The organism is Streptomyces sp. NBC_01176 (assembly GCF_045039825.1).
In the GTDB taxonomy this organism is placed as follows: domain Bacteria; phylum Actinomycetota; class Actinomycetes; order Streptomycetales; family Streptomycetaceae; genus Streptomyces.
On sequence record NZ_CP108600.1, the window covers coordinates 7954761 to 7975831 of the forward strand.

Annotated in this window: 23 protein-coding genes and 1 pseudogene; 15 read left to right on the forward strand and 9 right to left on the reverse strand. The window is 72.6% G+C overall.

The window, feature by feature from the left end; translation table 11 throughout:
• The first annotated feature begins 158 nt into the window (after window positions 1-158).
• The 3 genes from OG199_RS34530 to OG199_RS34540 are packed head-to-tail and all read left to right on the forward strand — an operon-like array spanning window position 159 to window position 3081.
• A complete protein-coding gene (locus OG199_RS34530; RefSeq protein WP_405832759.1) occupies window positions 159-1415 on the forward strand; it encodes a Gfo/Idh/MocA family protein in 1257 nt (418 codons plus the stop codon).
• Window positions 1412-2353 (forward strand): PmoA family protein, encoded by a 942-nt coding sequence (locus tag OG199_RS34535; protein ID WP_405832761.1) that lies wholly within the window; start codon window positions 1412-1414, stop codon window positions 2351-2353. Before OG199_RS34530 ends, OG199_RS34535 begins: the two co-directional genes overlap by 4 nt.
• Window positions 2347-3081, forward strand: a complete 735-nt coding sequence (locus tag OG199_RS34540) for a cupin domain-containing protein (protein ID WP_405832763.1) — start codon at window positions 2347-2349, stop codon at window positions 3079-3081. The genes OG199_RS34535 and OG199_RS34540 overlap by 7 nt, the downstream gene beginning before the upstream one ends.
• A 138-nt stretch (window positions 3082-3219) precedes the next feature.
• On the opposite strand, the gene OG199_RS34545 is transcribed toward OG199_RS34540, so the two are convergent.
• Window positions 3220-3681, reverse strand: coding sequence for a helix-turn-helix domain-containing protein (locus tag OG199_RS34545; RefSeq protein WP_356800361.1), 462 nt, complete (start codon window positions 3679-3681; stop codon window positions 3220-3222).
• Window positions 3682-3783: 102 nt separating this feature from the next.
• Between OG199_RS34545 and OG199_RS34550 the strand changes: the two genes are divergently transcribed.
• Entirely contained in the window at window positions 3784-4953 is a 1170-nt protein-coding gene (locus OG199_RS34550) for a thiolase family protein (RefSeq protein ID WP_405832765.1), read from the forward strand.
• A 284-nt stretch (window positions 4954-5237) separates the two neighbouring features.
• Here OG199_RS34550 and OG199_RS34555 read toward each other — a convergent pair whose 3' ends face one another.
• Complete coding sequence (locus OG199_RS34555) at window positions 5238-6017, reverse strand: VTT domain-containing protein (RefSeq protein ID WP_356801197.1); 780 nt, start codon at window positions 6015-6017, stop codon at window positions 5238-5240.
• Between the two features lie 760 nt (window positions 6018-6777).
• On the opposite strand from OG199_RS34555, the gene tuf reads away from it, so the two are divergent.
• From tuf to OG199_RS34570, 3 genes are all read left to right on the forward strand, one after another.
• Window positions 6778-7947, forward strand: coding sequence for an elongation factor Tu (tuf, locus tag OG199_RS34560; protein WP_401806390.1), 1170 nt, complete (start codon window positions 6778-6780; stop codon window positions 7945-7947).
• A gap of 327 nt (window positions 7948-8274) precedes the next feature.
• Complete coding sequence (locus tag OG199_RS34565; protein WP_405832768.1) at window positions 8275-8604, forward strand: hypothetical protein; 330 nt, start codon at window positions 8275-8277, stop codon at window positions 8602-8604.
• Entirely contained in the window at window positions 8583-9428 is an 846-nt protein-coding gene (locus tag OG199_RS34570) for a fused MFS/spermidine synthase (RefSeq protein WP_356801195.1), read from the forward strand. Before OG199_RS34565 ends, OG199_RS34570 begins: the two co-directional genes overlap by 22 nt.
• Here OG199_RS34570 and OG199_RS34575 read toward each other — a convergent pair.
• Both OG199_RS34575 and OG199_RS34580 read right to left on the reverse strand, forming a co-directional pair.
• A complete protein-coding gene (locus OG199_RS34575) occupies window positions 9390-10706 on the reverse strand; it encodes an MFS transporter (RefSeq protein ID WP_405832770.1) in 1317 nt (438 codons plus the stop codon). The two genes, OG199_RS34570 and OG199_RS34575, sit on opposite strands and share 39 nt — an antisense overlap.
• A 133-nt stretch (window positions 10707-10839) precedes the next feature.
• Complete coding sequence (locus tag OG199_RS34580; RefSeq protein WP_356801193.1) at window positions 10840-11880, reverse strand: hypothetical protein; 1041 nt, start codon at window positions 11878-11880, stop codon at window positions 10840-10842.
• Between the two features lie 164 nt (window positions 11881-12044).
• Between OG199_RS34580 and OG199_RS34585 the strand changes: the two genes are divergently transcribed.
• From OG199_RS34585 to OG199_RS34595, 3 genes are all read left to right on the forward strand, one after another.
• A complete protein-coding gene (locus OG199_RS34585) occupies window positions 12045-12482 on the forward strand; it encodes a DUF4442 domain-containing protein (protein WP_405834764.1) in 438 nt (145 codons plus the stop codon).
• A gap of 241 nt (window positions 12483-12723) precedes the next feature.
• Window positions 12724-13167 (forward strand): cyanase, encoded by a 444-nt coding sequence (gene cynS, locus OG199_RS34590; RefSeq protein WP_266697267.1) that lies wholly within the window; start codon window positions 12724-12726, stop codon window positions 13165-13167.
• A gap of 147 nt (window positions 13168-13314) precedes the next feature.
• Window positions 13315-13962 carry a DedA family protein gene (locus OG199_RS34595; RefSeq protein WP_356801192.1) on the forward strand — a complete coding sequence of 216 codons (648 nt, stop codon included), beginning with the start codon at window positions 13315-13317 and terminating at the stop codon, window positions 13960-13962.
• Between the two features lie 84 nt (window positions 13963-14046).
• Here OG199_RS34595 and OG199_RS34600 read toward each other — a convergent pair whose 3' ends face one another.
• Complete coding sequence (locus tag OG199_RS34600) at window positions 14047-14586, reverse strand: gamma carbonic anhydrase family protein (protein WP_405832772.1); 540 nt, start codon at window positions 14584-14586, stop codon at window positions 14047-14049.
• 119 nt (window positions 14587-14705) lie between these two features.
• Here OG199_RS34600 and OG199_RS34605 point away from each other — a divergent pair, with 119 nt between their 5' ends.
• Window positions 14706-15503 carry an acyltransferase gene (locus OG199_RS34605; protein ID WP_356801190.1) on the forward strand — a complete coding sequence of 266 codons (798 nt, stop codon included), beginning with the start codon at window positions 14706-14708 and terminating at the stop codon, window positions 15501-15503.
• Window positions 15504-15644: 141 nt separating this feature from the next.
• Here the strand turns inward: OG199_RS34605 and OG199_RS34610 are convergent, their stop codons facing one another.
• Window positions 15645-16502 (reverse strand): EamA family transporter, encoded by an 858-nt coding sequence (locus tag OG199_RS34610; protein WP_401806382.1) that lies wholly within the window; start codon window positions 16500-16502, stop codon window positions 15645-15647.
• A 93-nt stretch (window positions 16503-16595) separates the two neighbouring features.
• On the opposite strand from OG199_RS34610, the gene OG199_RS34615 reads away from it, so the two are divergent.
• The gene (locus OG199_RS34615) at window positions 16596-17168 is read left to right on the forward strand and encodes an XRE family transcriptional regulator (RefSeq protein WP_356801188.1); all 573 of its coding nucleotides are present in this window, start codon (window positions 16596-16598) and stop codon (window positions 17166-17168) included.
• 43 nt (window positions 17169-17211) lie between these two features.
• Window positions 17212-17769, forward strand: coding sequence for a YbaK/EbsC family protein (locus tag OG199_RS34620; protein WP_356801187.1), 558 nt, complete (start codon window positions 17212-17214; stop codon window positions 17767-17769).
• A 155-nt stretch (window positions 17770-17924) separates the two neighbouring features.
• On the opposite strand, the gene OG199_RS34625 is transcribed toward OG199_RS34620, so the two are convergent.
• From OG199_RS34625 to OG199_RS34635, 3 genes are all read right to left on the reverse strand, one after another.
• Window positions 17925-18365, reverse strand: coding sequence for a GNAT family N-acetyltransferase (locus tag OG199_RS34625; RefSeq protein ID WP_356801186.1), 441 nt, complete (start codon window positions 18363-18365; stop codon window positions 17925-17927).
• Between the two features lie 76 nt (window positions 18366-18441).
• A complete protein-coding gene (locus OG199_RS34630; RefSeq protein WP_356801185.1) occupies window positions 18442-18849 on the reverse strand; it encodes a CoA-binding protein in 408 nt (135 codons plus the stop codon).
• A 172-nt stretch (window positions 18850-19021) separates the two neighbouring features.
• Window positions 19022-19906: a helix-turn-helix transcriptional regulator gene (locus OG199_RS34635; protein WP_356801184.1), complete on the reverse strand. Its 885-nt coding sequence runs from the start codon at window positions 19904-19906 to the stop codon at window positions 19022-19024.
• A gap of 121 nt (window positions 19907-20027) precedes the next feature.
• Between OG199_RS34635 and OG199_RS34640 the strand changes: the two are divergent.
• Both OG199_RS34640 and OG199_RS34645 read left to right on the forward strand, forming a co-directional pair.
• Window positions 20028-20189, forward strand: a pseudogene (locus tag OG199_RS34640) (alcohol dehydrogenase); the annotation flags it as partial.
• Window positions 20190-20274: 85 nt separating this feature from the next.
• The gene (locus OG199_RS34645) at window positions 20275-20940 is read left to right on the forward strand and encodes an SDR family NAD(P)-dependent oxidoreductase (protein ID WP_266697256.1); all 666 of its coding nucleotides are present in this window, start codon (window positions 20275-20277) and stop codon (window positions 20938-20940) included.
• The last annotated feature ends 131 nt before the right edge of the window (window positions 20941-21071 follow it).

Here is a 21071-nt window from a genome sequence, read left to right on the forward strand (position 1 = left end):
CTCGGTGGTCCCGGCGGGCCGGGGTGTTGACCGGTCGCCGCGCCGCCGCATACGTTTCGTTGCAGGAGAAAGCGCTTGCTGCCGCCGGCTCCGCCTCGGGGGACACCACGCGCCGGCCATCGTCCGACGGCACGTCCGAGGGAGCGCTGAGCAGGTACATGGGCACATCCCGCCACGCGGCCGCCGGCCCCGAGATCTCCTCGACCGGCCCCGAGACCTCCCTGAGCCGCCCCGCGACCCCGTTCGACGGCCGCCGCATCAGGGTCGCCGTCATCGGTACGGGCGCCATCGCGCGTGGGAGCCATGTGCCCGCGCTCGCCCGGCTCGCCGAGGAGGGTGAGACGGAGATCGTGGCCGCGGCCGACATCGCCGAGGACGCCGTCCGCGAGTTCTGTGCCGAGGCCGGCATCCCGCACGCGTACACCGATCCGGACCGGATGCTCGCCGAGCAGCGGCCCGACCTGGTCACCGTCTGTACCCCGCCCACCCTGCACCGCGGCCAGACCGTCGCCGCGCTGCGCTCCGGAGCCTGGGTCTGGTGCGAGAAGCCGCCGGTGCTCACCCTGGCCGACTTCGACGCCGTGGAGGCGGAGGAGGGCGGGGAAGGCGGCCCGTACGCGGCCGTCGTCTTCCAGCACCGGTTCGGCTCCGGCGCCCGGCACGTGAAGCGGCTGCTCGGCGAGCGGGCCATGGGCCGCCCGCTCGTCGCGCACTGCCAGACCACCTGGTACCGCGACGCCGACTACTACGCGGTGCCCTGGCGCGGCCGCTGGGAGACGGAGGGCGGCGGACCCGCGATGGGGCACGGTATCCACCAGATGGACCTGCTGCTCGATCTCATGGGGCCGTGGAGCGAGGTGCGGGCGATGGCCGGCCGCCTGGTGCACGACGTGGAGACCGAGGACGTCTCGACCGCCCTCGTCCGTTTCGGGAGCGGGGCGCTGGCCACCGTCGTCAACAGCGTCCTGAGCCCGGACGAAGTGAGCCGCATCCGCATCGACTGCGAGCGCGCCACCGTCGAACTCACCCATCTGTACGGGCACGCCAACGCCGACTGGCGCATCACTCCGGCGCCGGACGTACCGCAGGACGACGTGGCGGTCTGGCGGAACTTCGGTCCGGACGTGCCGAGTTCGCATCTCGCCCAGCTGCGGGACCTGGTCGCGAGCATGCGCGCGGCCGAGCGGCCGCGCAGCAGCGGCGCGGACGGACGCGCCGGCCTGGAGCTGATCACCGCGCTCTACAAGTCGGCGTTCACGGACACGACCGTCCGCGCGGGAGAGGTCGGACCCGGCGACCCGTACTACACGGCGCTGCACGGCGGCGCCCCCGGCTGGGCGCCGCCCGCCGCGGTGGCGGCCGCGCCGTCCACCGGGCCGTCCGTGCCCGGCGCGAGCCAGGAGGTGACGGCATGACCACGTCCGTACGGGACGGCCTGCGGATCGTCCACGCGCACGGCGACCGCGTCACGATCGCCGACGCCGGCACCGGGGTCGAGCTGCTGAGCTACGTCTACCGTGCCGAGGCGGCGTGGGAGGCCCCGAAACCGTATCTGCATCCGCTCAGGACGCCGGCGGGCGCCGTCGTCACCGACTACCGGCCCAACGACCACCGCTGGCACAAGGGCCTGCAGATGACGGCCTCGCACCTCTCCGGCCAGAACCTGTGGGGCGGCAACACCTATGTCCACGGGCGGGGATACCTCGAACTCCCCGAACGGGTCGGATCGATGGCGCACGCGGGTTTCGACGAGGTCGGGTCCGACGGCCACCGTGCGGTCATCGCGGAGCGCCTCACCTGGCATCCGCACGACGGTGACCTGTGGGCCGAGGAGGAGCGCCGGGTCGAGGTGCACGACCTCGACCCCGTGTCGGGCTCCTGGGCGCTCACCTGGACCACGGCGGTCACCAACCGGCGCGACGAACCGCTGCGCTTCGGCAGCCCGACCACCGCGGGGCGGGAGATGGCCGGCTACACGGGGCTGTTCTGGCGCGGACCGCGCGCCTTCCGCAACGGGCGGATCGTCGGCCCCGACAGTGAAGGGCCCGGACTGATGGGGCGTCAGTCACCCTGGCTCGCGTACTCGGGCGAGCACGACGGGACCGACGGCCACGCGACCCTCGTCTTCGCGCACGCCCCCGAGAACGACCACGCCGGAGAGTTTGGCGGCCACCCGGCCCACTGGTTCGTACGCAACGAACCGTTCGCCGCCGTCGCCCCGTCGCTCGCCTTCTTCGACGAACTGGAACTCGCCCCCGGGGACACCCTCACCCGCCGCTACCGGGTGGTCGTGGCCGACGGGGCCTGGGAGCGCGAGGAGATCGCCGAGTACCTGGAGGAACACCCGTGGTGAACGGCTTCCAGGAGATCCCGGGCTTCACCGGCCTGCCCGGTGCCGTCGCCGTCTCCCACCTCCGCGTCTACGACTGGCCCGCCGCCGACGGAGTGTCCGGCGGAACCCCGCACCTGCACCTGACCTGCTCGGAGGCGTACGTCGTCACCGGCGGACGCGGTGCCGTCCAAACGCTGACGGCGTCGGGGTACGAGGTCACGCCCCTCACGCCGGGTACGGTCGCCTGGTTCACGCCCGGCACCATCCACCGGCTCGTCGACGAAGGCGATCTGCGCATCACCGTCCTGATGCAGAACGGTGGGCTTCCGGAGGCGGGCGACGCCGTGCTCACCCTCCCCCCGGAGTATCTCGCCGACCCGCGGACGTACGCCGCCGCGACGGTCGTCCCGGACGACGCGCCCGAGGAGGAGCGCGAACGGATCGTCCGGGCCCGACGCGATCTGGCCGTCGAGGGCTACCGCGCGCTCCGCGCCGCGCAAGGCCCCGAGCGGCTCGCCGCGTTCCATCGGGCCGCGGCCGCGCTGGTGCGGCCCCGGCTCGCCGAGTGGCGCGAGCGGTGGCGGCGCGGTGCCGAGGCCGCCGCCGCGGTCACGGGTGAGCAGCTCGCCCGGCTGGAGCGGGGCGACACCTCCCACCTCGGCGAGGCCGTCGTCCGGGCCGAACAGCCCGCAGCGTACGGCCGGTTCGGCATGTGCGGACGGCTGGATGTCTACAAGGGGAACGACTAGGCGGGAGACAGCAGGGCACAGGGAGCACCGGCGACAAAGGAGACGGGGAGCACAGGGGGACCGGGAGCGGGAGGCGAGGGCTTCCGTGCTGCGAGGGAACCCGTGCCCGCGCGGACGGGCCGCCACCGGACCCCTTGTCTACGCCACCGCGGGCCCCGTCACCGTCCAGCCCGGGGACTGCGGGTGGGCCGTCAGTCCGCCGTGCTCGATCTCCTGGCCGCACTCCCCGCAGACCACCAGCGGGACCAGTTCATGGCCGCACGTGTGCTCCATCACCATCGGGCGGAAACCGTCCTCCTGGAGGTGACGGTCGCCCCACGCCATCAGCGTCAGCAGCACCGGTTGCAGTTCCAGCCCGGCTCGCGTGGCCCGGTACTCGTAGCGCTTCGGGCGGTCGCTGTACTCGGCCTTCTCCAGCACGCCGATGTCGACGAGTCGCTTCAGACGCGCGGTGAGCACGTCGCGCGGTGCGCCGATGTTGCGGGCGAGCTGGTCGAAGCGGGTGGCTCCGAGGGTCACCTCCCGCATGACCAGCAGGGAGTACTTCTCGCCGACGAGGGCCAGGGTCTCGGCGATCGAACAGGGGCGGGCGTCCTTCATGCCGTCAGTCTACCGGGTGGGTTGGAATGTCCAACTGACTAGGTTACTCTGGAGTCACTTAGTGAGTTGGGAAAGCAAACTCCATGACCCCGGAGAGCAGCCATGCGTGATGCCGTCATCGTCGAAGCCGTCCGCACGCCCGTAGGCAAGGGCAAGCCGAACGGTTCTCTCGCCCATGTCCACCCGGTGGAGCTCCTCGCCCACACGCTGCGCACCCTCGTCGAGCGCTCCGGGATCGACCCGGCACTGATCGACGACGTGATCGGCGGCACCGTCACCCAGGTCGGGGAACAGGCCGCGAACCTCACCCGGTACGCGGTGCTCTCGGCCGGCTTCCCGGAGTCGGTGCCCGCGACCACCGTGGACCGGCAGTGCGGCTCCTCCCAGCAGGCCGTGCACTTCGCGGCACAGGGGGTTCTGTCGGGGGCGTACGACATCGCGGTGGCCTGTGGAGTGGAGTCCATGAGCCGCGTGCCGATGGGGTCCAACATCCTCGGGACCGAAGGCCCCTTCGGTCCCGGGATCGCCGAGCGCTACCCCGAGGGCCTGGTGCCGCAGGGCATCAGTGCCGAACTGATCACCGCGAAGTGGGGCATGTCGCGCGAGCAGCTGGACACCTACGCGGTGGGTTCGCACCAGAAGGCGGCCGCGGCCTGGGAGAACGGCCTCTTCGACGCGGAGGTCGCCCCCCTTCAGGGTGTGACCCGCGACGAGAGCGTCCGCCCCGCCAGCACCACGGAGACACTCGCCGGGCTCAAGCCCGCCTACTACCACCCGGCCCTCGCCGAGCGCTTCCCGCAGATCGACTGGTCCGTCACGGCGGGCAACGCGAGCCCCATCAACGACGGCGCGTCCGCCGTGCTCATCACGTCGAGCGAGACCGCGGCCCGCCTCGGTCTGCGCCCCCTGGCGCGCCTGCACAGCTTCGCCGTCACCGGATCCGACCCCCTGCTGATGCTGACGGGCGTCATCCCGGCCACCGAGAAGGTGCTCCGCAGGGCTGGGCTCTCACTCGGTGACATCGACCTCTTCGAGGTCAACGAGGCCTTCGCGAGCGTCGTCCTGGCCTGGCAGCAGGAGACGGGTGCCGACCTCTCCCGGGTCAACGTGCACGGCGGCGCGATCGCGCTCGGCCACCCGCTCGGCGCGAGCGGCGCCCGGCTGACGACCACCCTCGTGCACGCCCTGCGCGCCCGCGGAGCCCGCTACGGCCTGCAGACGATGTGCGAGGCGGGCGGGCTCGCCAACGCGATGGTGCTGGAGGCGGTGTAGCGCGGAGGCGGTGTAGCGCGGAGGGGCCGGCTCGGCTCGAGCCGGTCGCGGGTCCCGGGGCGGTGTGCGATGTCCGTACGGGCCCCGGGTCCCGGGGCGTTCGGTCGGCGTCCGTACAGGTCGCGGATGCTCGGGAGTTCGGTCGGCGTCCGTTCGGGTCGCGGATTCCCGGGAGTTCGGGCGACGTCCGTTCAGGTCGCGGATTCCCGGGCGTTCGGGGCATCCGTACAGTCGTCGGTTCCGGGATGCTCGGCGTTCTTCGCGAGCGTCCCGGGTCCGTGGTGTCAGTGTCCGCGCAGATGGTGGCGCTTGCGCCAGGCAACGACGGCGCCGGCCAGCGCGGGCAGCGCGATGAAGCCCATCGCGATCAGGAAGGCGGGCGAGGTCGGTGCCGAGGCGCGGGCGCCGGCGACGGCGTACGCGGCGGTGTTCGGGACCGAACCCAGGGCCGTGGCCAGGAGGAACGGCAGCCAGCCCATGCGGGAGACGGCGGCGCAGTAGTTCGCCGCCCAGAAGGGCACCCCGGGGAAGAGACGGGCCATCATCATCGTGCGGAAGCCGTGCCGGCTGAGCTGTCCGTCGGCCGCCTTCAGCCAACGGGCGCGCAGCAGTGGCCGCAGCGCGTCCTGCCCGAGGACCCGGCCGAGCCCGAAGGCGATCCCGGCGCCGAGCACCGTACCCGCGAGCGCCGTGGTGAGACCGAGCTGGGAGCCGAACAGGGCGCCGGCGGCGAGGTTGAGCAGCGGCCGGGGCACGAACGCCACCGTGCACAGCCCGTACGCCACACCGAAGACCATGGCGGCCGCGGCGCCGCTGAGCTGCGGTGGCCAGCCGTCCGAGAGCAGTCGCTGCGGTTCGAAGAACAACACGCTCGCCGCGGACGCCGCGAGCAGTACCAGCAACAGGGAGAGCCGGGACCAGGGGGAGAGCACGACTCTCGTGCACCGGGCGGCGAGGCCCGTGGGAGTGGAGACGGCGAGCTCCGCGGCGAGGGAGAGCTCCGTGGCGGGGGCCGCGGGGACGGCCGTGGCGGTGCCCCCAGAGCGGGTGGTGGCATCGAGCATTCGGCGACACTAACCGACCCGTGTGTGTGATCGCCGTATGGTTCGTCTCACGGGCGTCACAGCTTCGGGAACAGCGGATGCCGGGTTCGAGATGCCGGACGGCACCTCGAAGACACGGTGCCGGCACGGTTCACGATCGCCGGCGTCGCGGCGGACGATCCGCAACGGGCCGTGGCCAAGCGGCCGTCCATGCATCACGTCGCCCCTTCCCCGGTCTGACCACGCCCGATCGCCGCACGCGGTCCCGCGGGCTCCTTCCCGGCGGCGCGGCCCCGGCGGACGCGGACCGCGTCTCCGCGGCCCACGCGGCCGGCCGACGGCGAGGCATCGCTTCCTCCGCCGCGCTGTCGACCGGGCGCGCCGCCGTGTGAGGCAACTCTCCTCCGGGCGCCCGCCGGTGGCCCTTCGCCCCCGCATCAGGCCCTGGGCCGTGCGCCCCTGACGCACCGGCAGCACCCCACCCCGGCACGCGACCCGGTGGCGCGAAAAACCATTCGACGTGGCCGGACATGTCGGCGATGATCGCCTCATGTTCCGGCACGCCTTCCTCTTCGCAGCATCCGCAGTCGCGGATGCGCCGAAGGCTGCCGTCCCGATCATCGCGGCAGCCGTCGACGGCGCCCGAAGCTGACCCTTCCCGGATTGTCCGGCGGACCCCGCAGGGGGAGGGTCGGCAGATCCTCGGGGTCCCCGTCCCGGCCGTGAGCGCCGGGGCCCTCACTCAGCTCCGCTGACATCCAAGAGGCTTCGAGGTACAGCCATGCCCAAGACGGCTTACGTGCGCACCAAGCCGCACCTGAACATCGGCACCATGGGTCATGTCGACCACGGCAAGACCACCCTGACCGCCGCCATCACCAAGGTTCTGGCCGACCGCGGCTCCGGCACGTTCGTGCCCTTCGACCGCATCGACCGCGCCCCGGAGGAGGCCGCGCGCGGCATCACCATCAACATCGCGCACGTCGAGTACGAGACCGACACCCGGCACTACGCGCATGTCGACATGCCGGGCCACGCCGACTACGTCAAGAACATGGTCACCGGCGCGGCGCAGCTCGACGGGGCGATCCTCGTCGTCTCCGCGCTCGACGGGATCATGCCGCAGACCGCCGAGCACGTGCTGCTCGCCCGGCAGGTGGGCGTCGACCACATCGTCGTCGCCCTGAACAAGGCCGACGCGGGCGACGAGGAGCTCACCGACCTCGTGGAGCTGGAGGTTCGCGAACTGCTCTCCGCGCACGGCTACGGAGGCGAGTCCGTCCCCGTCGTCCGGGTCTCCGGTCTCAGGGCGCTGGAGGGCGACCCCCGCTGGACCGCGGCGATCGACGCGCTGCTCGACGCGGTGGACACGTACGTGCCGATGCCCGAGCGGTACGTCGACGCGCCGTTCCTGCTGCCGGTCGAGAACGTGCTCACCATCACCGGGCGCGGAACCGTCGTCACGGGCGCCGTCGAGCGCGGCACGATCCGGGTCGGCGACCGTGTCGAAGTGCTCGGGGCCGCCGTCGACACGGTGGTCACGGGTCTGGAGACCTTCGGCAAGCCCATGGCGGAGGCGCAGGCCGGGGACAACGTGGCGCTGCTGCTGCGCGGGGTGCCCCGGGACGCCGTACGGCGCGGGCACATCGTCGCCGCGCCGGGCAGCGTCGTGCCCGGCCGCCGCTTCTCGGCGCAGGTGTACGTCCTGTCGTCGGGCGAGGGCGGACGGACGACGCCGGTCGCCACCGGGTACCGGCCGCAGTTCTACATCCGTACCGCGGACGTGGTCGGCGACGTCGACCTCGGCGAGCGGGCGGTCGCCCGGCCCGGCGACACCGTGACGATGACGGTCGAGCTGGGACGCGACGTGCCGCTGGAGCCCGGCCTGGGTTTCGCGATCCGTGAGGGTGGCCGGACGGTCGGCGCGGGGACGGTGACCTCGGTCGGCTGACGGCCGGGGAGCGGTACGGGCGGTACGGATCCCGCTGCGAAAGGAGCGGGCACCCGTACCGCCCGGTGTCGGCGCCCCCGCGTGAGCCTGGCGGCGGAAGGCTCACACGGGGGCGCCTGCCGTCGTGGCGCCGGGCGGGGGATCGGTCGTCGGGGCGGCGGGCGCGCGCGAGGGGAGCAGGCGTACTCCGGGGGCCGGGCGTCCTGCGGGTGCCGTGCGGGCGGGCGGGTGGCTCGAGTCGGGGCCGGTCGGCAACGCGGTCGGGGACCGGTCGGTAACGCGGTCGGGGCCGGCCGGCGGATGGACCAGCGGGCCGGGAGTCGGCCCGTGGTAGGTCGTCGGGGCGGCGAGAGCGGCGAGGTGGGCGAGGAGGGCGCGAGCGGCGAGGTGGGCGAGGAGGGCGCGAGCGGCGAGGTGGGCGAGGAGGGCGCGAGCGGCGAGGTGGGCGCGAGCGGCGAGCAGGGCGAGGTGGGCGAGGAGGGCGAGGAGGGCGAGGGAGCGTCGGGCGGCCGGCCGGCCGACCGTGCCGCGCGGTCCGGACCGGGGGACCGGTTCCCGGGGGCTGTGTCGTGGTGGGAGATCGGCCGTACAGAGGCACCGGGCCGTGGCGGCGGCCGGGGCGGCACAATGGACGCGTGGACGAGCCGATACCCGTGATGCGGGCCGTGGATCACGGGACCGCCAAACTGATGCCGGACGTCGACCGGAGGCGGGCCTGGCTGTTGACGGTCGACGGGGCACCGCAGTCGTACGTGGACCTGGACGAGCCCACGCATCTGGAGTTCGAGTACGCGCGACGGCTCGGGCACGTGCTGGACACCGTCGTCGCACCGGGACACCGCCCGGACGTGCTGCACCTCGGCGGGGGCGCGCTGACACTGCCCCGCTATGTGGCCGCGACCCGGCCGGGCGCACGGCAGGACGTGGTCGAGGCCGACCGGGGTCTGCTGGCCCTGATCGGCGAGCACCTGCCCGTGGCCGACGACGCCGGTATCACCGTGCACGGCGCGGACGCCCGGGAGTGGCTCGAATCCGCCGCGCCCGCCTCCGTCGACATCGTGATCGCGGATGTCTTCGGCGGCTCGCGCGTCCCCGCGCACCTGACGTCCACGGCGTACGCGCATGCCGCCGGGCGGGTCCTGCGCACCGACGGCGTCTACCTGGCCAACCTCGCCGACTCCGCCCCCTTCACCTTCCTGCGCTCCCAACTCGCCACGTTCTCGGAGGTGTTCGAGGAGCTGGCGGTGATCGCCGAACCGGGTGTGCTGCGCGGACGGCGTTTCGGCAACGCGGTGCTGGTGGCCTCCCACCACCCGCTCGACACGGCCGCTCTCGCCCGCCGCACCGCCTCGGACGCGTTCCCGGCGCGGGTGGAACACGGCTCCGCGCTGCGGAGGTTCATCGGCGGCGCCGCACCTGTCCGCGACGAGGACGCGGTTCCCTCACCCGAGCCGCCCGGCGGAGCCTTCGGCATCGGCTGACACGCGCCCGACGTCCACCGGCGGCGATCCCTGTGCCACCGGCCTCGTCCGCCGGGTCAGATTCCGTACGTCCGGTACGAACAGCACCGCCGCCGTGACCACGACGACCAGCGTCGAGCAGCCCCACAGGGCGGCCGTCCGACCGAAGGCCTGCTCCGCCGGGCCCGCCAGGGCCGTGGCCAGCGGGACCATGGCGATCGACCCGAACCAGTCGTACGCCGAGACGCGGGAGAGCTTGTCCTCGGGGATCTCCTGGTGCAGCGCGGTCATCCACGAGACACCGAACACCTCTATCGCCGCCCCGCTGACGAACATCACGGCACACAGCGGCACCACCGGTACCGGCACCGCGAGCGCGGCGGCCGGCGCGGCGAGCGGGAAGACGCAGAGGGTGCCCGCGAGCAGCAGCCGACGCGGCTTCCAACGGGTCATCAGCAGCGCGCCGCCGACCGTGCCCGCACCGAACGCGCCGAGGGCCAGCCCCCAGGGCCCCGGCCCGCCGAGGCTGTCCCGGGCGACCAGCGGACCGTAGACCGCGTCGGCGGCGCCCACCACGGCGACCACCACGGAGAACTGCGCGACGACCGTCCACAGCCAGGGCCGTCCGACGAACTCCTGCCAGCCCTCGCGGAGATCGGAGAGCAGCCCGCCGCCGGGCCGGCGCGGCGGTATGTGACTCACGTCGAGGAAGGAGCGCAGGGCCCCGGCGAGGGCGAACGCCACCGCGTCCACCGCGAGTACCCAGCCGGGTCCGATCACCGCCACCATCGCCCCGCCGAGTGCCGCCCCGCCGAGTCCCGCGCCCTGCATCGCCATCCGGAACATGGCGAAGGCGCGGCTCGCCTGCTCTCCGTCGACCGAGGACATCAGCATGCCCTCGGCGGCCGGGCTGAAGAACGCCTGCCCGGTGCCGCCGAGCGCGGACAACAGCAGCATCTGCCACAGCCGCGGTTCGCCGGACAGCACCAGAAGCGCGAACGCCGCCTGCGAGACGCAGTTGAGGGCGTTGGCCGCGACCATCACCCGATGGCGCGGCAGCCGGTCCGCCACCGCGCCGCCGATCAGCAGGAAGAGGACCAGCGGCAGGGTCCGCGCCGCCGCCACCAGGCCGACGTCACCGCCGTCGCCGCCCGTTTCGAGCACCGCGAACGCCGCGGCGATCAGCGCGCCCTGGCTGCCCAGGTTGGTGACGACCGCGGCGGCGGTCAGCAGGGTGTAGTTCCGGCCCGCCCAGGAAGGACGGCGCGGGTGTCGACGGAGGTCGGCGGCAGAGGTCACCGGGCCACTTTCGCCGCCCGGTGCCCGACTTGCCAAACCCGGTGCACGCCCTCCGGACACCGCTCACGCATCGGAACGGCGACTCAGGTCTCCCCGGGGCCGCTCACGACCCCGTCGGTTCACCGTGCGACGCTCACGACCCCGTCGGCTCACCGTGCAGCCGGACCGTGCTCAATATCTTCCGGACCGTGGCGTCGGGGACCTCCTCGCCGACCCCCTTCGCGCTGTAGAGCGTCCAGGACACGAAGTCGCCCGCCGAGTTCTTGAAGGCGAACGTGGTCGCCTTTCCGTCCGAGTCGCACTTGCCCTTCTTCGGGACGCCGGCCGAATAGGTCGTGGCGACGCTGCCCGTGATCCCGGAAGCCGTCGTGTACGCCGCGGGCTTGCCGATCTTGAGTAGCTTCTTCGACGCGTCCTTCTGGTCGGTGTAGCCGCCGAAGACCCACCAGGCCGAGTCGTTGCGCGCGACGTCGTCGGTGTTCTTCGCGCCGCTCTGACCCTTGGTGCCCGCGGCGGCCAGCGCCGTGTCGTCCGTACGACCGTCCTTGTCGTCGTCGGACGTGCACCACTTCTCCTTGAGGAAAGCGGGCGCGGACATGCCGATGAGCGCGGAACCGTCGCCCTTCTTCTTGTCCTCGAAGCCGATGAAGGTGCCGGGCGTTTCGACGTTCCAGTCCGCCGGCACGTCGAACGCGGTGCCCCACTTGGGGTTGACGACGACCTTCCAGCCCGCGACGGTCGGCTTCTCGTCGTCGCCGCCGCGCGGGTTGTCGTCGCTCCCGCCCGTGCTCGGGGACGTCGGCGCGGGCGTCTTCGGGGACGAGGACGTGGACGGATCGCCGCCCGCGTTGTCGTCCTTGTCCTTGCCGCCCAGGACGAGGAAGCCGGTGACGCCCGCCGCGATCACGACGGCCGAGGCCGCGACAATGGCGGTGATCTTCGTCCGGTTGCCGCCCCCGTTTCCGCCTCCCGGCCCGCCGGGCACCGTGGGCGCCCCGGGCGATTCCGGCCCGGCCCCCCACTGCGGCTGCCCGTACGGATTCGGCTGCTGGTATCCGGGCTGCTGATACGGATTCGGCTGCTGGTACCCCGGCTGCTGGTACGGGTTGGGCTGCTGCGGATTCTGGTTCTGCGGGTTCTGCTCGCCCCCGGGCGGCTGCTGTCCTGGCCACATGGGCAGTAACCCTAGTAGCGGCTGTGCCACGTTTCGGTCACTGCTCGCCTTCAGCCATGTACCGGTCAGGAATCGGGAGCGGATTTTTTCGTTTTCTTCACATGCCCAGGTGCTGGCCAAGATTTTCTACTCACGGGTAACATTCGGGCATGAGCGCAGACCAGATGACGATCGGCGAGATGCTCGCCGCCACGGTCCCGATGGCCCGGACCCTCAATCTCGAGTTCGTGGAGACCTCCCCGGAGAAGGCCGTGGTGAGGCTCCCGGACCAGAGCGACTACCACAACCACGTCGGCGGCCCGCACGCCGGAGCGATGTTCACCCTGGGTGAGTCGGCGAGCGGGGCGATCGTCCTCGCGGCCTTCGGGGAGCAGCTCTCGCGTGCCGTGCCCCTCGCGGTGCGCGCCGAGATCGCCTACAAGAAGCTGGCCATGGGGCCGGTCACCGCCACCGCGACCCTCGGCCGTCCGGCCGCCGACGTCGTGGCCGAACTCGACGCGGGACAGCGCCCCGAATTCCCTGTCGCCATCGCCATCCAGCGCGCGGACGGCGCTGTCACCGGAGAGATGACCGTCGTCTGGACCCTGCGGCCGAACGGCTGAGCGGACCACCCGCGACGGCGGACGGCCCCTCCGGCACCGAGCCGGCCGGGGTCGTCCGCCGTTCCGCCCTTCCGCGGTGCTGTCGTTCCGCGCTGCTGCCGTGTTCTGCTGTGCTGCCGTTCCCGGCGCCTCCCTCGCGATCCCGGGCAGTCGGTGTCCGCCCGGCGCCATTGTCAGAGAATGGGCGTTCTCCTAGTCTGGCCCGACGTGTCGACGTCGTTGCCCGGGAACGGAGATCCGCATGCTCAGCAAGCGTGAGGCCGCCGAAGCCGTCCGTCAGGCCAAAGTGAAGACCGGAGTCACCTGGGCCCAACTGGCCGAAGCGGTCGGCAAGCCGCTCGCGTGGACGACGGCCGCGCTGCTGGGGCAGCACCCCATGCGCGAGGAGGAGGCGGCGACCGCCGCGGCGCTCCTCGAACTCGGCGACGACGCCGTCCTCGCCTTCCAGCTCCAGCCGACCCGAGGCGCCCTGGAGACCGCCGTCCCGGTGGACCCCACGATCTACCGGCTCTACGAGGTCGTGCAGGTCTACGGTCCGACGATCAAGGAGCTGATCCACGAGCAGTGCGGCGACGGCATCATGAGCGCCATCAACTTCCGCCTCGACGTGCGGCGGGTGCCCGACCCCGAGGGTGACCGGGTCGTCATCACCCTCGACGGGAAGTACCTGCCCTATCAGTGGTAGCGAGCCCGCCGTCGGGGGAGCGCGGCTGTACAGCGGGAGCGCCGGTGTCAACTGCGGGACTCCGTCGCGCTCGGCCGAGCGGTAGGCTTCCCGGCATGCGCTCGCACGAGCGCGTGCCGGGAGACACGTGACGGGGAGGAACCGGCGTTGCACGTCCAGGAGTGGCTCGAGACGGTGCCCGCGGTCAGCATCTACGCGTTGGTGGCCCTCGTCATCGGCCTGGAGAGCCTGGGCATACCCCTGCCCGGCGAGATCATCCTGGTCTCGGCGGCGCTGCTGTCCTCCCAGCACTCGGGGATCAACCCCGTCATCCTCGGCGCGTGCGCCAGCCTCGGCGCGGTCGTCGGCGACTCCATCGGCTACGCGATCGGCCGCAAGGGCGGGCGGCCGCTGCTGGCCTGGCTCGGCGGGAAGTTCCCCCGGCACTTCGGTCCCGGACACATCGCGACGGCCGAGCGGTCCTTCCAGAAATGGGGCATGTGGGCCGTCTTCTTCGGCCGCTTCATCGCCCTTCTGCGCATCTTCGCGGGGCCGCTCGCCGGTGTGCTGAAGATGCCGTACTGGAAGTTCCTGATCGCCAACGTGCTCGGCGGGGTCGTCTGGGCCGGAGGCACCACCGCGGTCATCTACTACGTCGGTGTCGTCGCCGAATCCTGGCTGAAGCGGTTCTCGTGGGTCGGACTGGCGATGGCGGTGCTCATCGGGCTCGCCTCGATGCTGGTCGTCAAGCGCCGGGCGAAGCGGGTGTCCGCCGAGCTGGACGAGGCACAGCCGGAGCCCGCCGCCGCCGAGTAGGACCCGTCACCGGGACCGGTGCCGCGGCACCGGCGGCCCGGCGCGACCGGTCACGCCGTTCCCCGCGCCTCCGAGGGGTGCGTCTCAGCTCCCGGCGTTCTCCGTCGCGTCCTTGTGGGCCTTCGCCAGTTCCACGTAGAAGGTGCCGTTGAGAGTGAGGCCCTCGCGCTCCTCCTCCGTCAACGGGCGCTTGACCTTCGCGGGTACGCCCGCCACCAACGAACCGGGCGGGACCCGCATCCCCTGCGGGACCAGGGCCTGGGCCGCGACCAGCGAACCGGCGCCGATCACCGCCCCGTTGAGGACCGTGGCCCCCATCCCGATCAGGCAGTCGTCCTCGACGGTTGCTCCGTGCAGCACGGCGTTGTGCCCGACCGAGACCCGCTCGCCCACGGTGACGGGGAAGCCGGGATCGACGTGCAGGGTGCAGTTGTCCTGGATGTTGCTGTCGGCGCCGATGACGATCGGCCCGCAGTCGGCCCGCAGCACCGCGCCGTACCAGACGCTCGCGCCCGCCCGCAGGGTGACGTCCCCGATGACCACCGCCGTGCGCGCCGTGAACGCCTCCGGGTCCACCCGTGGATCCTTGCCGCCGATCCCCATGATCAGCGCCTGCTGCGTCATCGCCGCCTCCTCGTCGTCGGTACAGCGGCACCGTATGCCATGATCTCCGCCTCCCGGTGGGGCGAAGATCACAGCCGTGATCTCTGCTGGCCCGTTGTCCCCCTGAGTACCGTGAGCGAGTGCCCAGCAACAGGAACGCGTTCTCGTCATGGCGGCGCCGCCTCGTGCAGCGCGCCGTCCACGCGGGCTGGGCGTGGATGCAGCGCACCGCCTCGGTCACGGCCGAACACCCGGGTCGGCTGCGCTTCGGGGCGATCGGAACGGGCACCAGACTCGCCTTCCCGCTCGGCACCGTCTTCGGAGAGCCCTGGATCCACCTCGGCGACCACTGCATCGTCGGCGAGCAGGTCACCCTCACCGCGGGGCTGATGCCCGACCTCGACCTCGGCCCCGACCCGATCCTGCGCCTCGGCGACGGCGTGGTGCTCGGCCGCGGCAGCCATGTCATCGCCGACACGACGGTCACCATCGGCAGCGACTGCTACTTCGGGCCGTACGTGTACGTGACGTCCACCAACCACTCCTACGACGATCCGCACGAGCCCATCGGCAAGCAGTGGCCCCGGATGGAGCCGGTGGAGATCGGTCCCGGCTGCTGGATCGGCACCGGGGCGGTGATCCTGCCGGGAGCGCGGATCGGGCGGAACGTGGTGGTGGCGGCCGGAGCGGTGGTACGCGGCGCGGTGCCCGACCACGCGGTCGTGGCGGGCGCTCCCGCCCGGGTCGTACGGCGCTGGGATCCGGCGGTCGGATGGCAGCCGCCGCTGCGGACGCCGGCGCCCGTGCCGATCCCCGACGGCGTCACGCCGGAACAGCTGCTCGCTCTGTCGGGGCTGGACGAGGAGGCCGTGGCCCGGCTCGCGGAGCTGGACCTCGCGGCCGGGGAAGCCGCCGCGGACGTACGCGCCGAGTCCTGACCCGACCCGTCGTGCCAGCATGACCGCGCTGAACCCGACCACTCGATCCGCCCCCCGACCCGGTCCGACCGACCGACCCGACCCGACCGACCCGACCCGGTCCGACCGACCCGGCTCGTCGTGAGCGTGGCCGTCCCTGGCTCAACCCGTCGCGAGCATGACCGTGCCGACCAGTGCCAGGCCCGCGCCCGCCGCCTGGACGCCGCGCAGCCGTTCGCTGAGGAAGCCGCGCGCGGCCAGGGCCGTGACCACCGGGTAGAGCGAGGCGAGCACGGCGGCCACCGTCACCGGGCCGTGGTGGGCGGCGACGGAGTAGGTGCCGTTGGCCGCCACGTCGGCGAGGCCGACGAAGGCGAACGCCGGGAGCGCGGGCCACGGGAAGCCGCCGTCGGGGAGCCCGGCGGAGCCGTGCCGCACCGAGGCCCATAGCGCCGTGCCGCCCGCGAGCACATTGGTCACCCGCTGCACGAACAGGGCGAGGAACAGTCCCGTGACCGACGAGGACGCCTCCGCTATCAGGACGAACACCGTGCCGAAGCCGAGCGCCGCGAGCAGCGTCAGCAGGATCGCCTGCCGCTGGACGGGGGCGCCCCTGAACTGCGGACCGCCCGCGAGCACCACGCCGACGACGGCGACCGCGATGCCCGCGAACTGCAGCGGCCCGGGACGCTCACCGAGGGCGAGGCCCACGGTGAGCGGGACGGCGACGCCCAGCGAACCGAGCGGCGAGACCACGCCCATCGGGCCCAGGGCGAGGGCCTTGTAGAACGAGAACAGCGCGACCGGTCCCACCAGGCCGGCCGCGGCCGCGAACCACAGCCTCGGTCCTGCCTCGCTCCAGGCGCCGGTCGCGACGACGATCACGCCGAGGACGCCCGCCGCGACCGCCTGCGAGACGACGACCACGGTGAGGGCGGGCGTCCGCCGGGTCAGCAGGCCTCCGCCGAAGTCGGCCAGGCCCCACAGGAGGCTGGTGGCCAGGGCGAAGAGCGCTGTCATGAGTCGCCTCGCAGTACAGTTCGGTGAACGATCGGGTGCACCACACCATAGTTCACTTTATTGAACTCTGTCATTCAGAATATTGGACGGAACGTGTCGGATCTCGACCTGCTGACCCAGTCCCTGGCGCGCAACGTGAAGCGCTGGCGCACCGAGCGCGGCTTCACCCTGGAAGCGCTCGCGGCCCGCGCGGGAGTCAGTCGCGGCATGCTCATCCAGATCGAGCAGGCCAGGACCAACCCCAGCCTCGGCACCGTCGTCAAGATCGGCGACGCGCTCGGCGTCAGCATCACCACGCTCCTCGACTACGAACAGGGTCCCAAGGTCCGGATCGTCCCGGCCGAGCAGGCCGTACGGCTGTGGCACACGGACGCGGGCAGCTACAACCGGCTGCTCGCGGGCACCGAGGCCCCCGGCCCGCTGGAGATGTGGGACTGGCGGCTGATGCCGGGCGACGGCAGCCCCTCCGACCCGCACCCCACGGGCACCGTGGAGCTCGTCCATGTCACGGCCGGCGATCTGACCCTCACCGTCGACGGCGTGCCCCACCGCGTGCCGGAGGGGGCGAGTGCCTCCTTCGAGGCCAACACCCCACACCGGTACGGCAATGACGGCGACGTACCCGTGGAGATGGTCATGGCGGTCTCGGTCCCGCTCGTGCACTGAGACCCCCACCCGGGCTTCCCCGGACGGCTGTTACCGTGCGGGAATGCGCGCCCCCATCGGACACTTCGACCACGCCACGCCCGCTCCCGAGTGCCTCGGCGAACTCGTCGGCCCGGTCGCCGACGCCGTACGCGCCTGGCAGGGCACCGTCCCCGCCGAGCAGATCGTGTACGTCGACACGGACCCCGCCTGGGCCGACACCGCGACCTTCGTCGAGCACTACGGCAGGGAACTGCTCGAACAGTCCGCCAACTGCGTGGTCGTCGCGGGCAGGCGTGGCGGGGAGAACACGCTGGCCGCGTGTCTGGTCCTCTCCACCCACCGGGTCGACGTCAACGGTGTCGTCCGCCGCCAACTCGGAGCCCGCAAGGCCTCGTTCGCCTCGATGGACACCGCGACCGGTGAGACCGGCATGGAGTACGGCGGCATCACGCCCGTCGGGCTGCCCGGTGACTGGCCCGTACTGGTGGACGCGGCGGTCGTCGAACTGCCCTACGTCCTGGTCGGCAGCGGCCGGCGGCGCGGCAAGCTGCTGGTGCCGGGCAAGGCCTTCGGCGAACTGCCGAACGCCGTGGTGATCGAGGGGCTCGGAGTCGCCTGACGGACCGGAACCCGGCCCGCCCCGCGTCATTTGGGAGGGCGAGCCGGTGCTCCGTCCGTCCGGCGGCGGTCCCCCGCGTTCTTCGCGGAGACCGTCGTGGCGTATCTCGGCCGGGCGCGGCGACGGGTGAAGGCCCTGTCGGGTGACGCGCCGGATCAGCTCAGCCGCAGATCGATCCACTCCGTGGTGTCGCCCGGCAGCACGTAGCGCTCGATCTCGGTGAATCCGTGCTTCAGGGCGAAGCGCAGCCCGTCCTCGTTCGCGGCGAGGACGACCGTCTCGATCACCTCGGCGCCCAGGGCCCGCGCCTGCCCCAGCCCCCGCTTGTACAGCTCCCCGCCGAACCCCCGCCCGCGGTGCTCGGGCAGCACCCGTGCGATCACCGTCGCCGTCGAGGTGTCGTCCTTCGGCGGGCGCACGGTCGTGCAGCCCACCAGGACGTCGCCGAGGTGGACGACCTCCAGGAGGTTGCGGCCCGCCCGCTCCCGGACCTCGTCGGGCGACAGGGCGGCGGGAGGGACGATCACGTTGTGGACGTGACGCCAGGCATCGAGGGCGGGTTCGTCGTGCGCCCGCCGGAAGTGAAGAGTGGACACCGCCGCAGCAAACCCGGCCGCGGGGCGCGGCGTCAACCGGGTTCGACGACACGTGACCGGGCCGGTGCGGGGCCGGTCAGCCGAGGCGGGGGATCTCGATGGCGGGGCAGCGGTCCATGACCATGTCGAGCCCGGCGGCGCGGGTGCGGTCGTACGCGGCCTCGTCCACGACGCCGAGCTGGAACCAGACGGCCTTGGCGCCGATCGCGACGGCCTGATCGGCCACGGCCCCGGCGAGGTCGCTGTTGACGAAGACGTCGACGACATCGACGTCGAACGGGATCGCGTCGAGCGAGGGATAGCCCTTCTCGCCGTGGACGGTCTCGGCCTTCGGGTGCACGGGGACGATCCGCTTGCCGTGACGCCGCAGGACGTCGGCGACTCCGTACGCCGCACGCCCCTCGTTCGACGAGAGGCCGACGATCGCCCAGGTGTCGCCGAGTTCGTTCAGGATCTTGCGGATCGTCGCCTGGTCGCCGTACACGGTCGTCCTCCTGGGGTGCCTGCCGTGGAATTCATCGCGTTCAGCCGGGAAACAGCGGACGGCACACGGTGATTCCCGATGGCCCGGAAGGGCGGCACGCCTCCGGCCCGCGCCCGCATCGAGGAGCTCGTGCCGGACGACCTGCTCGGCACCATCGAGCCGGGCCGTGTCCTCAACCGCACGGTGGGCCTGGAGGAGGTCCCGGACGGTCGAGCAGGGCCATCGCGTCGTACCCGGGAGTGCCGGGCTCGGCGTAGTACGCGACGAGCCGGTGGCCGGGGGTGCCTTCGAGGTGCATGGACTGGTAGCCGAGGGTCAGGTCGCCCACCTCCGGATGGTGGAACGTCCGGTGGCCGTGCGAGCGCAGCCGTACGTCGTAGTGGTCCCACAGACGGGCGAAATCGGGGCTCTTGAGGAGGAGTTCGTCGACGAGTTCGGCCAGGTCGGGGGCGTCCGGGTCGGTGCCGGCGAGGGCGCGCATCCGGCCGACGCAGGCGCGGATCTGTTCGTCCCAGTCGTCGAACAGCGAGGGCGCGGCCGGGTGCAGGAAGACATAGCGCGCCACGTTGCGCCGGCGCACCGGCCACTTGTCCAGGCCGGCGAGGAGCCGCATCCCGCCCGGGTTGCAGGCGAGCACGTCCGACGTACGGCTGACCACGTGCGCGGGGTTGGGCCGCAGGTTCTCCAGGAGCAGCCTGACGCCGGGCCGCACGGAGCGGCTGGGTGTCGCCGGTACCCGCGGCGCACCGCGGGCGGCGCGCGCGACGAGGTCGCGCAGGTGCTCGTGCTCCTGCGTGTCCAGATGGAGGGCACCGGCGAGGGCGTCCACGACCGCGGGGCTGGGACGGGTCTCCCGGCCGCGCTCCAGCCGTGTGTAGTAGTCGATGCTCACCCCGGCGAGCATGGCCAGTTCCTCACGGCGCAGTCCGGGCGGGCGGCGCAGGGCGGGGCCGATCCGGAGACCGGCCTCCTCCGGGGACACATGGGTACGACGGGCGCGCAGGAAGCTCCCCAGATCCGTGCCGCCGCTGCTGCCGTTCTGCCGCTCACGTGCCATGGGCACCAGTGTGTCAGCCCTGTGACCTGCGCGGCAGGACAGCGAAGGGTCGTGTCCCACCCCCGGACGTCCTTCCCCGGCACCCCGCGGTCTGCCGGGATGCGGGCAGGGACGGCAGGCGGGAAGCTCAGGGAAGCAGGAGATGCTCGACCTCTGCGCCGAGCACGGCCTCGGCGCGGAGGTCGAGTTCATTCCGGCCGAGCAGATCAACGAGACGTACGAGCACGTCATGGCCTCGGACGTGCGCTGCCGGTTCGTGACCGACACCTCGACCCCGGGCTGACGCGAGGCGCGCCCCGACTCTCACCGCTCGGACTTGTACGCTCGCCCGGATCCGCCCGTCCGCCCCGAGACCACCGAGGAAGACCATGACCACCATCGCCATCGTCGGAGCCGGACCCGGTCTCGGAGCCGCGGTCGCGCGGCGGTTCGGCCGCGCGGGCTTCGACGTCGCCCTCATCTCGCGCGACGCGGACCGGACACGTGCGTTCGCCGCCGAGCTGGCCGGCGAGGGTCTGACGGCGAGTGGTTTCGCCGCCGACGTCCGCGACCCGGCCGCCCTGGAGGCGGCTCTCGACGCCGCCACCGCGACGCTGGGGCCCATCGAGGTCCTGCAGTACAGCCCGGTCCCGCACCGGGACTTCATGCGACCCGTCCTGGAGACCGACGCCGCCGACCTCGTCGGCCCGATCGAGTTCTCGGTGTACGGTCCGGTCGTCGCCGTGCGCCAGGTGCTGCCCGGCATGCGGGAGCTGGGCCGCGGCACCGTCCTCTTCGTGAACGGCGGCACCGCCGCGATCCCGCACACCGAGCGCGCCGGCACCTCCATCGCCTTCGCCGCCGAAAGCGCCTACGGCCATCTGCTGCACGAGGCGCTCGCCCCCGACGGCATCCATGTCGCGCAGTTCGTCATCCCCGGCGCGATCATCCCCGGGCACCCGAGGAAGGACCCCGACGCCCTCGCGGAAGCCCTGTGGACCATCCACCGGGACCGGCACGGGTACCGGCACTTCGCCGACGACCTCGACGCCTGACCCGACGACCCCGGTCGGCCGGGGTGCAGGGGCGGCAGGCGGGTGACCTCGCCACCCCGCCCGCCGGCCTCCCGGTCCGCCCGGTGGTCGGCGGGCCGACTGTCTGGAATGGGGGCCGCCTTCCTGCGCCC

Bases quoted from the DNA above. Each gene is read 5' to 3' on its own strand.
- OG199_RS34530 (WP_405832759.1), top strand. From the start codon at position 159: ATGGGCACATCCCGCCACGCGGCCGCCGGCCCCGAGATCTCCTCGACC.
- OG199_RS34535 (WP_405832761.1), top strand. From the start codon at position 1,412: ATGACCACGTCCGTACGGGACGGCCTGCGGATCGTCCACGCGCACGGC.
- OG199_RS34545 (WP_356800361.1), bottom strand. From the start codon at position 3,681: ATGAAGGACGCCCGCCCCTGTTCGATCGCCGAGACCCTGGCCCTCGTC.
- OG199_RS34550 (WP_405832765.1), top strand. From the start codon at position 3,784: ATGCGTGATGCCGTCATCGTCGAAGCCGTCCGCACGCCCGTAGGCAAG.
- OG199_RS34555 (WP_356801197.1), bottom strand. From the start codon at position 6,017: ATGCTCGATGCCACCACCCGCTCTGGGGGCACCGCCACGGCCGTCCCC.
- tuf (WP_401806390.1), top strand. From the start codon at position 6,778: ATGCCCAAGACGGCTTACGTGCGCACCAAGCCGCACCTGAACATCGGC.
- OG199_RS34580 (WP_356801193.1), bottom strand. From the start codon at position 11,880: ATGTGGCCAGGACAGCAGCCGCCCGGGGGCGAGCAGAACCCGCAGAAC.
- OG199_RS34585 (WP_405834764.1), top strand. From the start codon at position 12,045: ATGACGATCGGCGAGATGCTCGCCGCCACGGTCCCGATGGCCCGGACC.
- cynS (WP_266697267.1), top strand. From the start codon at position 12,724: ATGCTCAGCAAGCGTGAGGCCGCCGAAGCCGTCCGTCAGGCCAAAGTG.
- OG199_RS34600 (WP_405832772.1), bottom strand. From the start codon at position 14,586: ATGACGCAGCAGGCGCTGATCATGGGGATCGGCGGCAAGGATCCACGG.
- OG199_RS34610 (WP_401806382.1), bottom strand. From the start codon at position 16,502: ATGACAGCGCTCTTCGCCCTGGCCACCAGCCTCCTGTGGGGCCTGGCC.
- OG199_RS34620 (WP_356801187.1), top strand. From the start codon at position 17,212: ATGCGCGCCCCCATCGGACACTTCGACCACGCCACGCCCGCTCCCGAG.
- OG199_RS34635 (WP_356801184.1), bottom strand. From the start codon at position 19,906: ATGGCACGTGAGCGGCAGAACGGCAGCAGCGGCGGCACGGATCTGGGG.
- OG199_RS34645 (WP_266697256.1), top strand. From the start codon at position 20,275: ATGACCACCATCGCCATCGTCGGAGCCGGACCCGGTCTCGGAGCCGCG.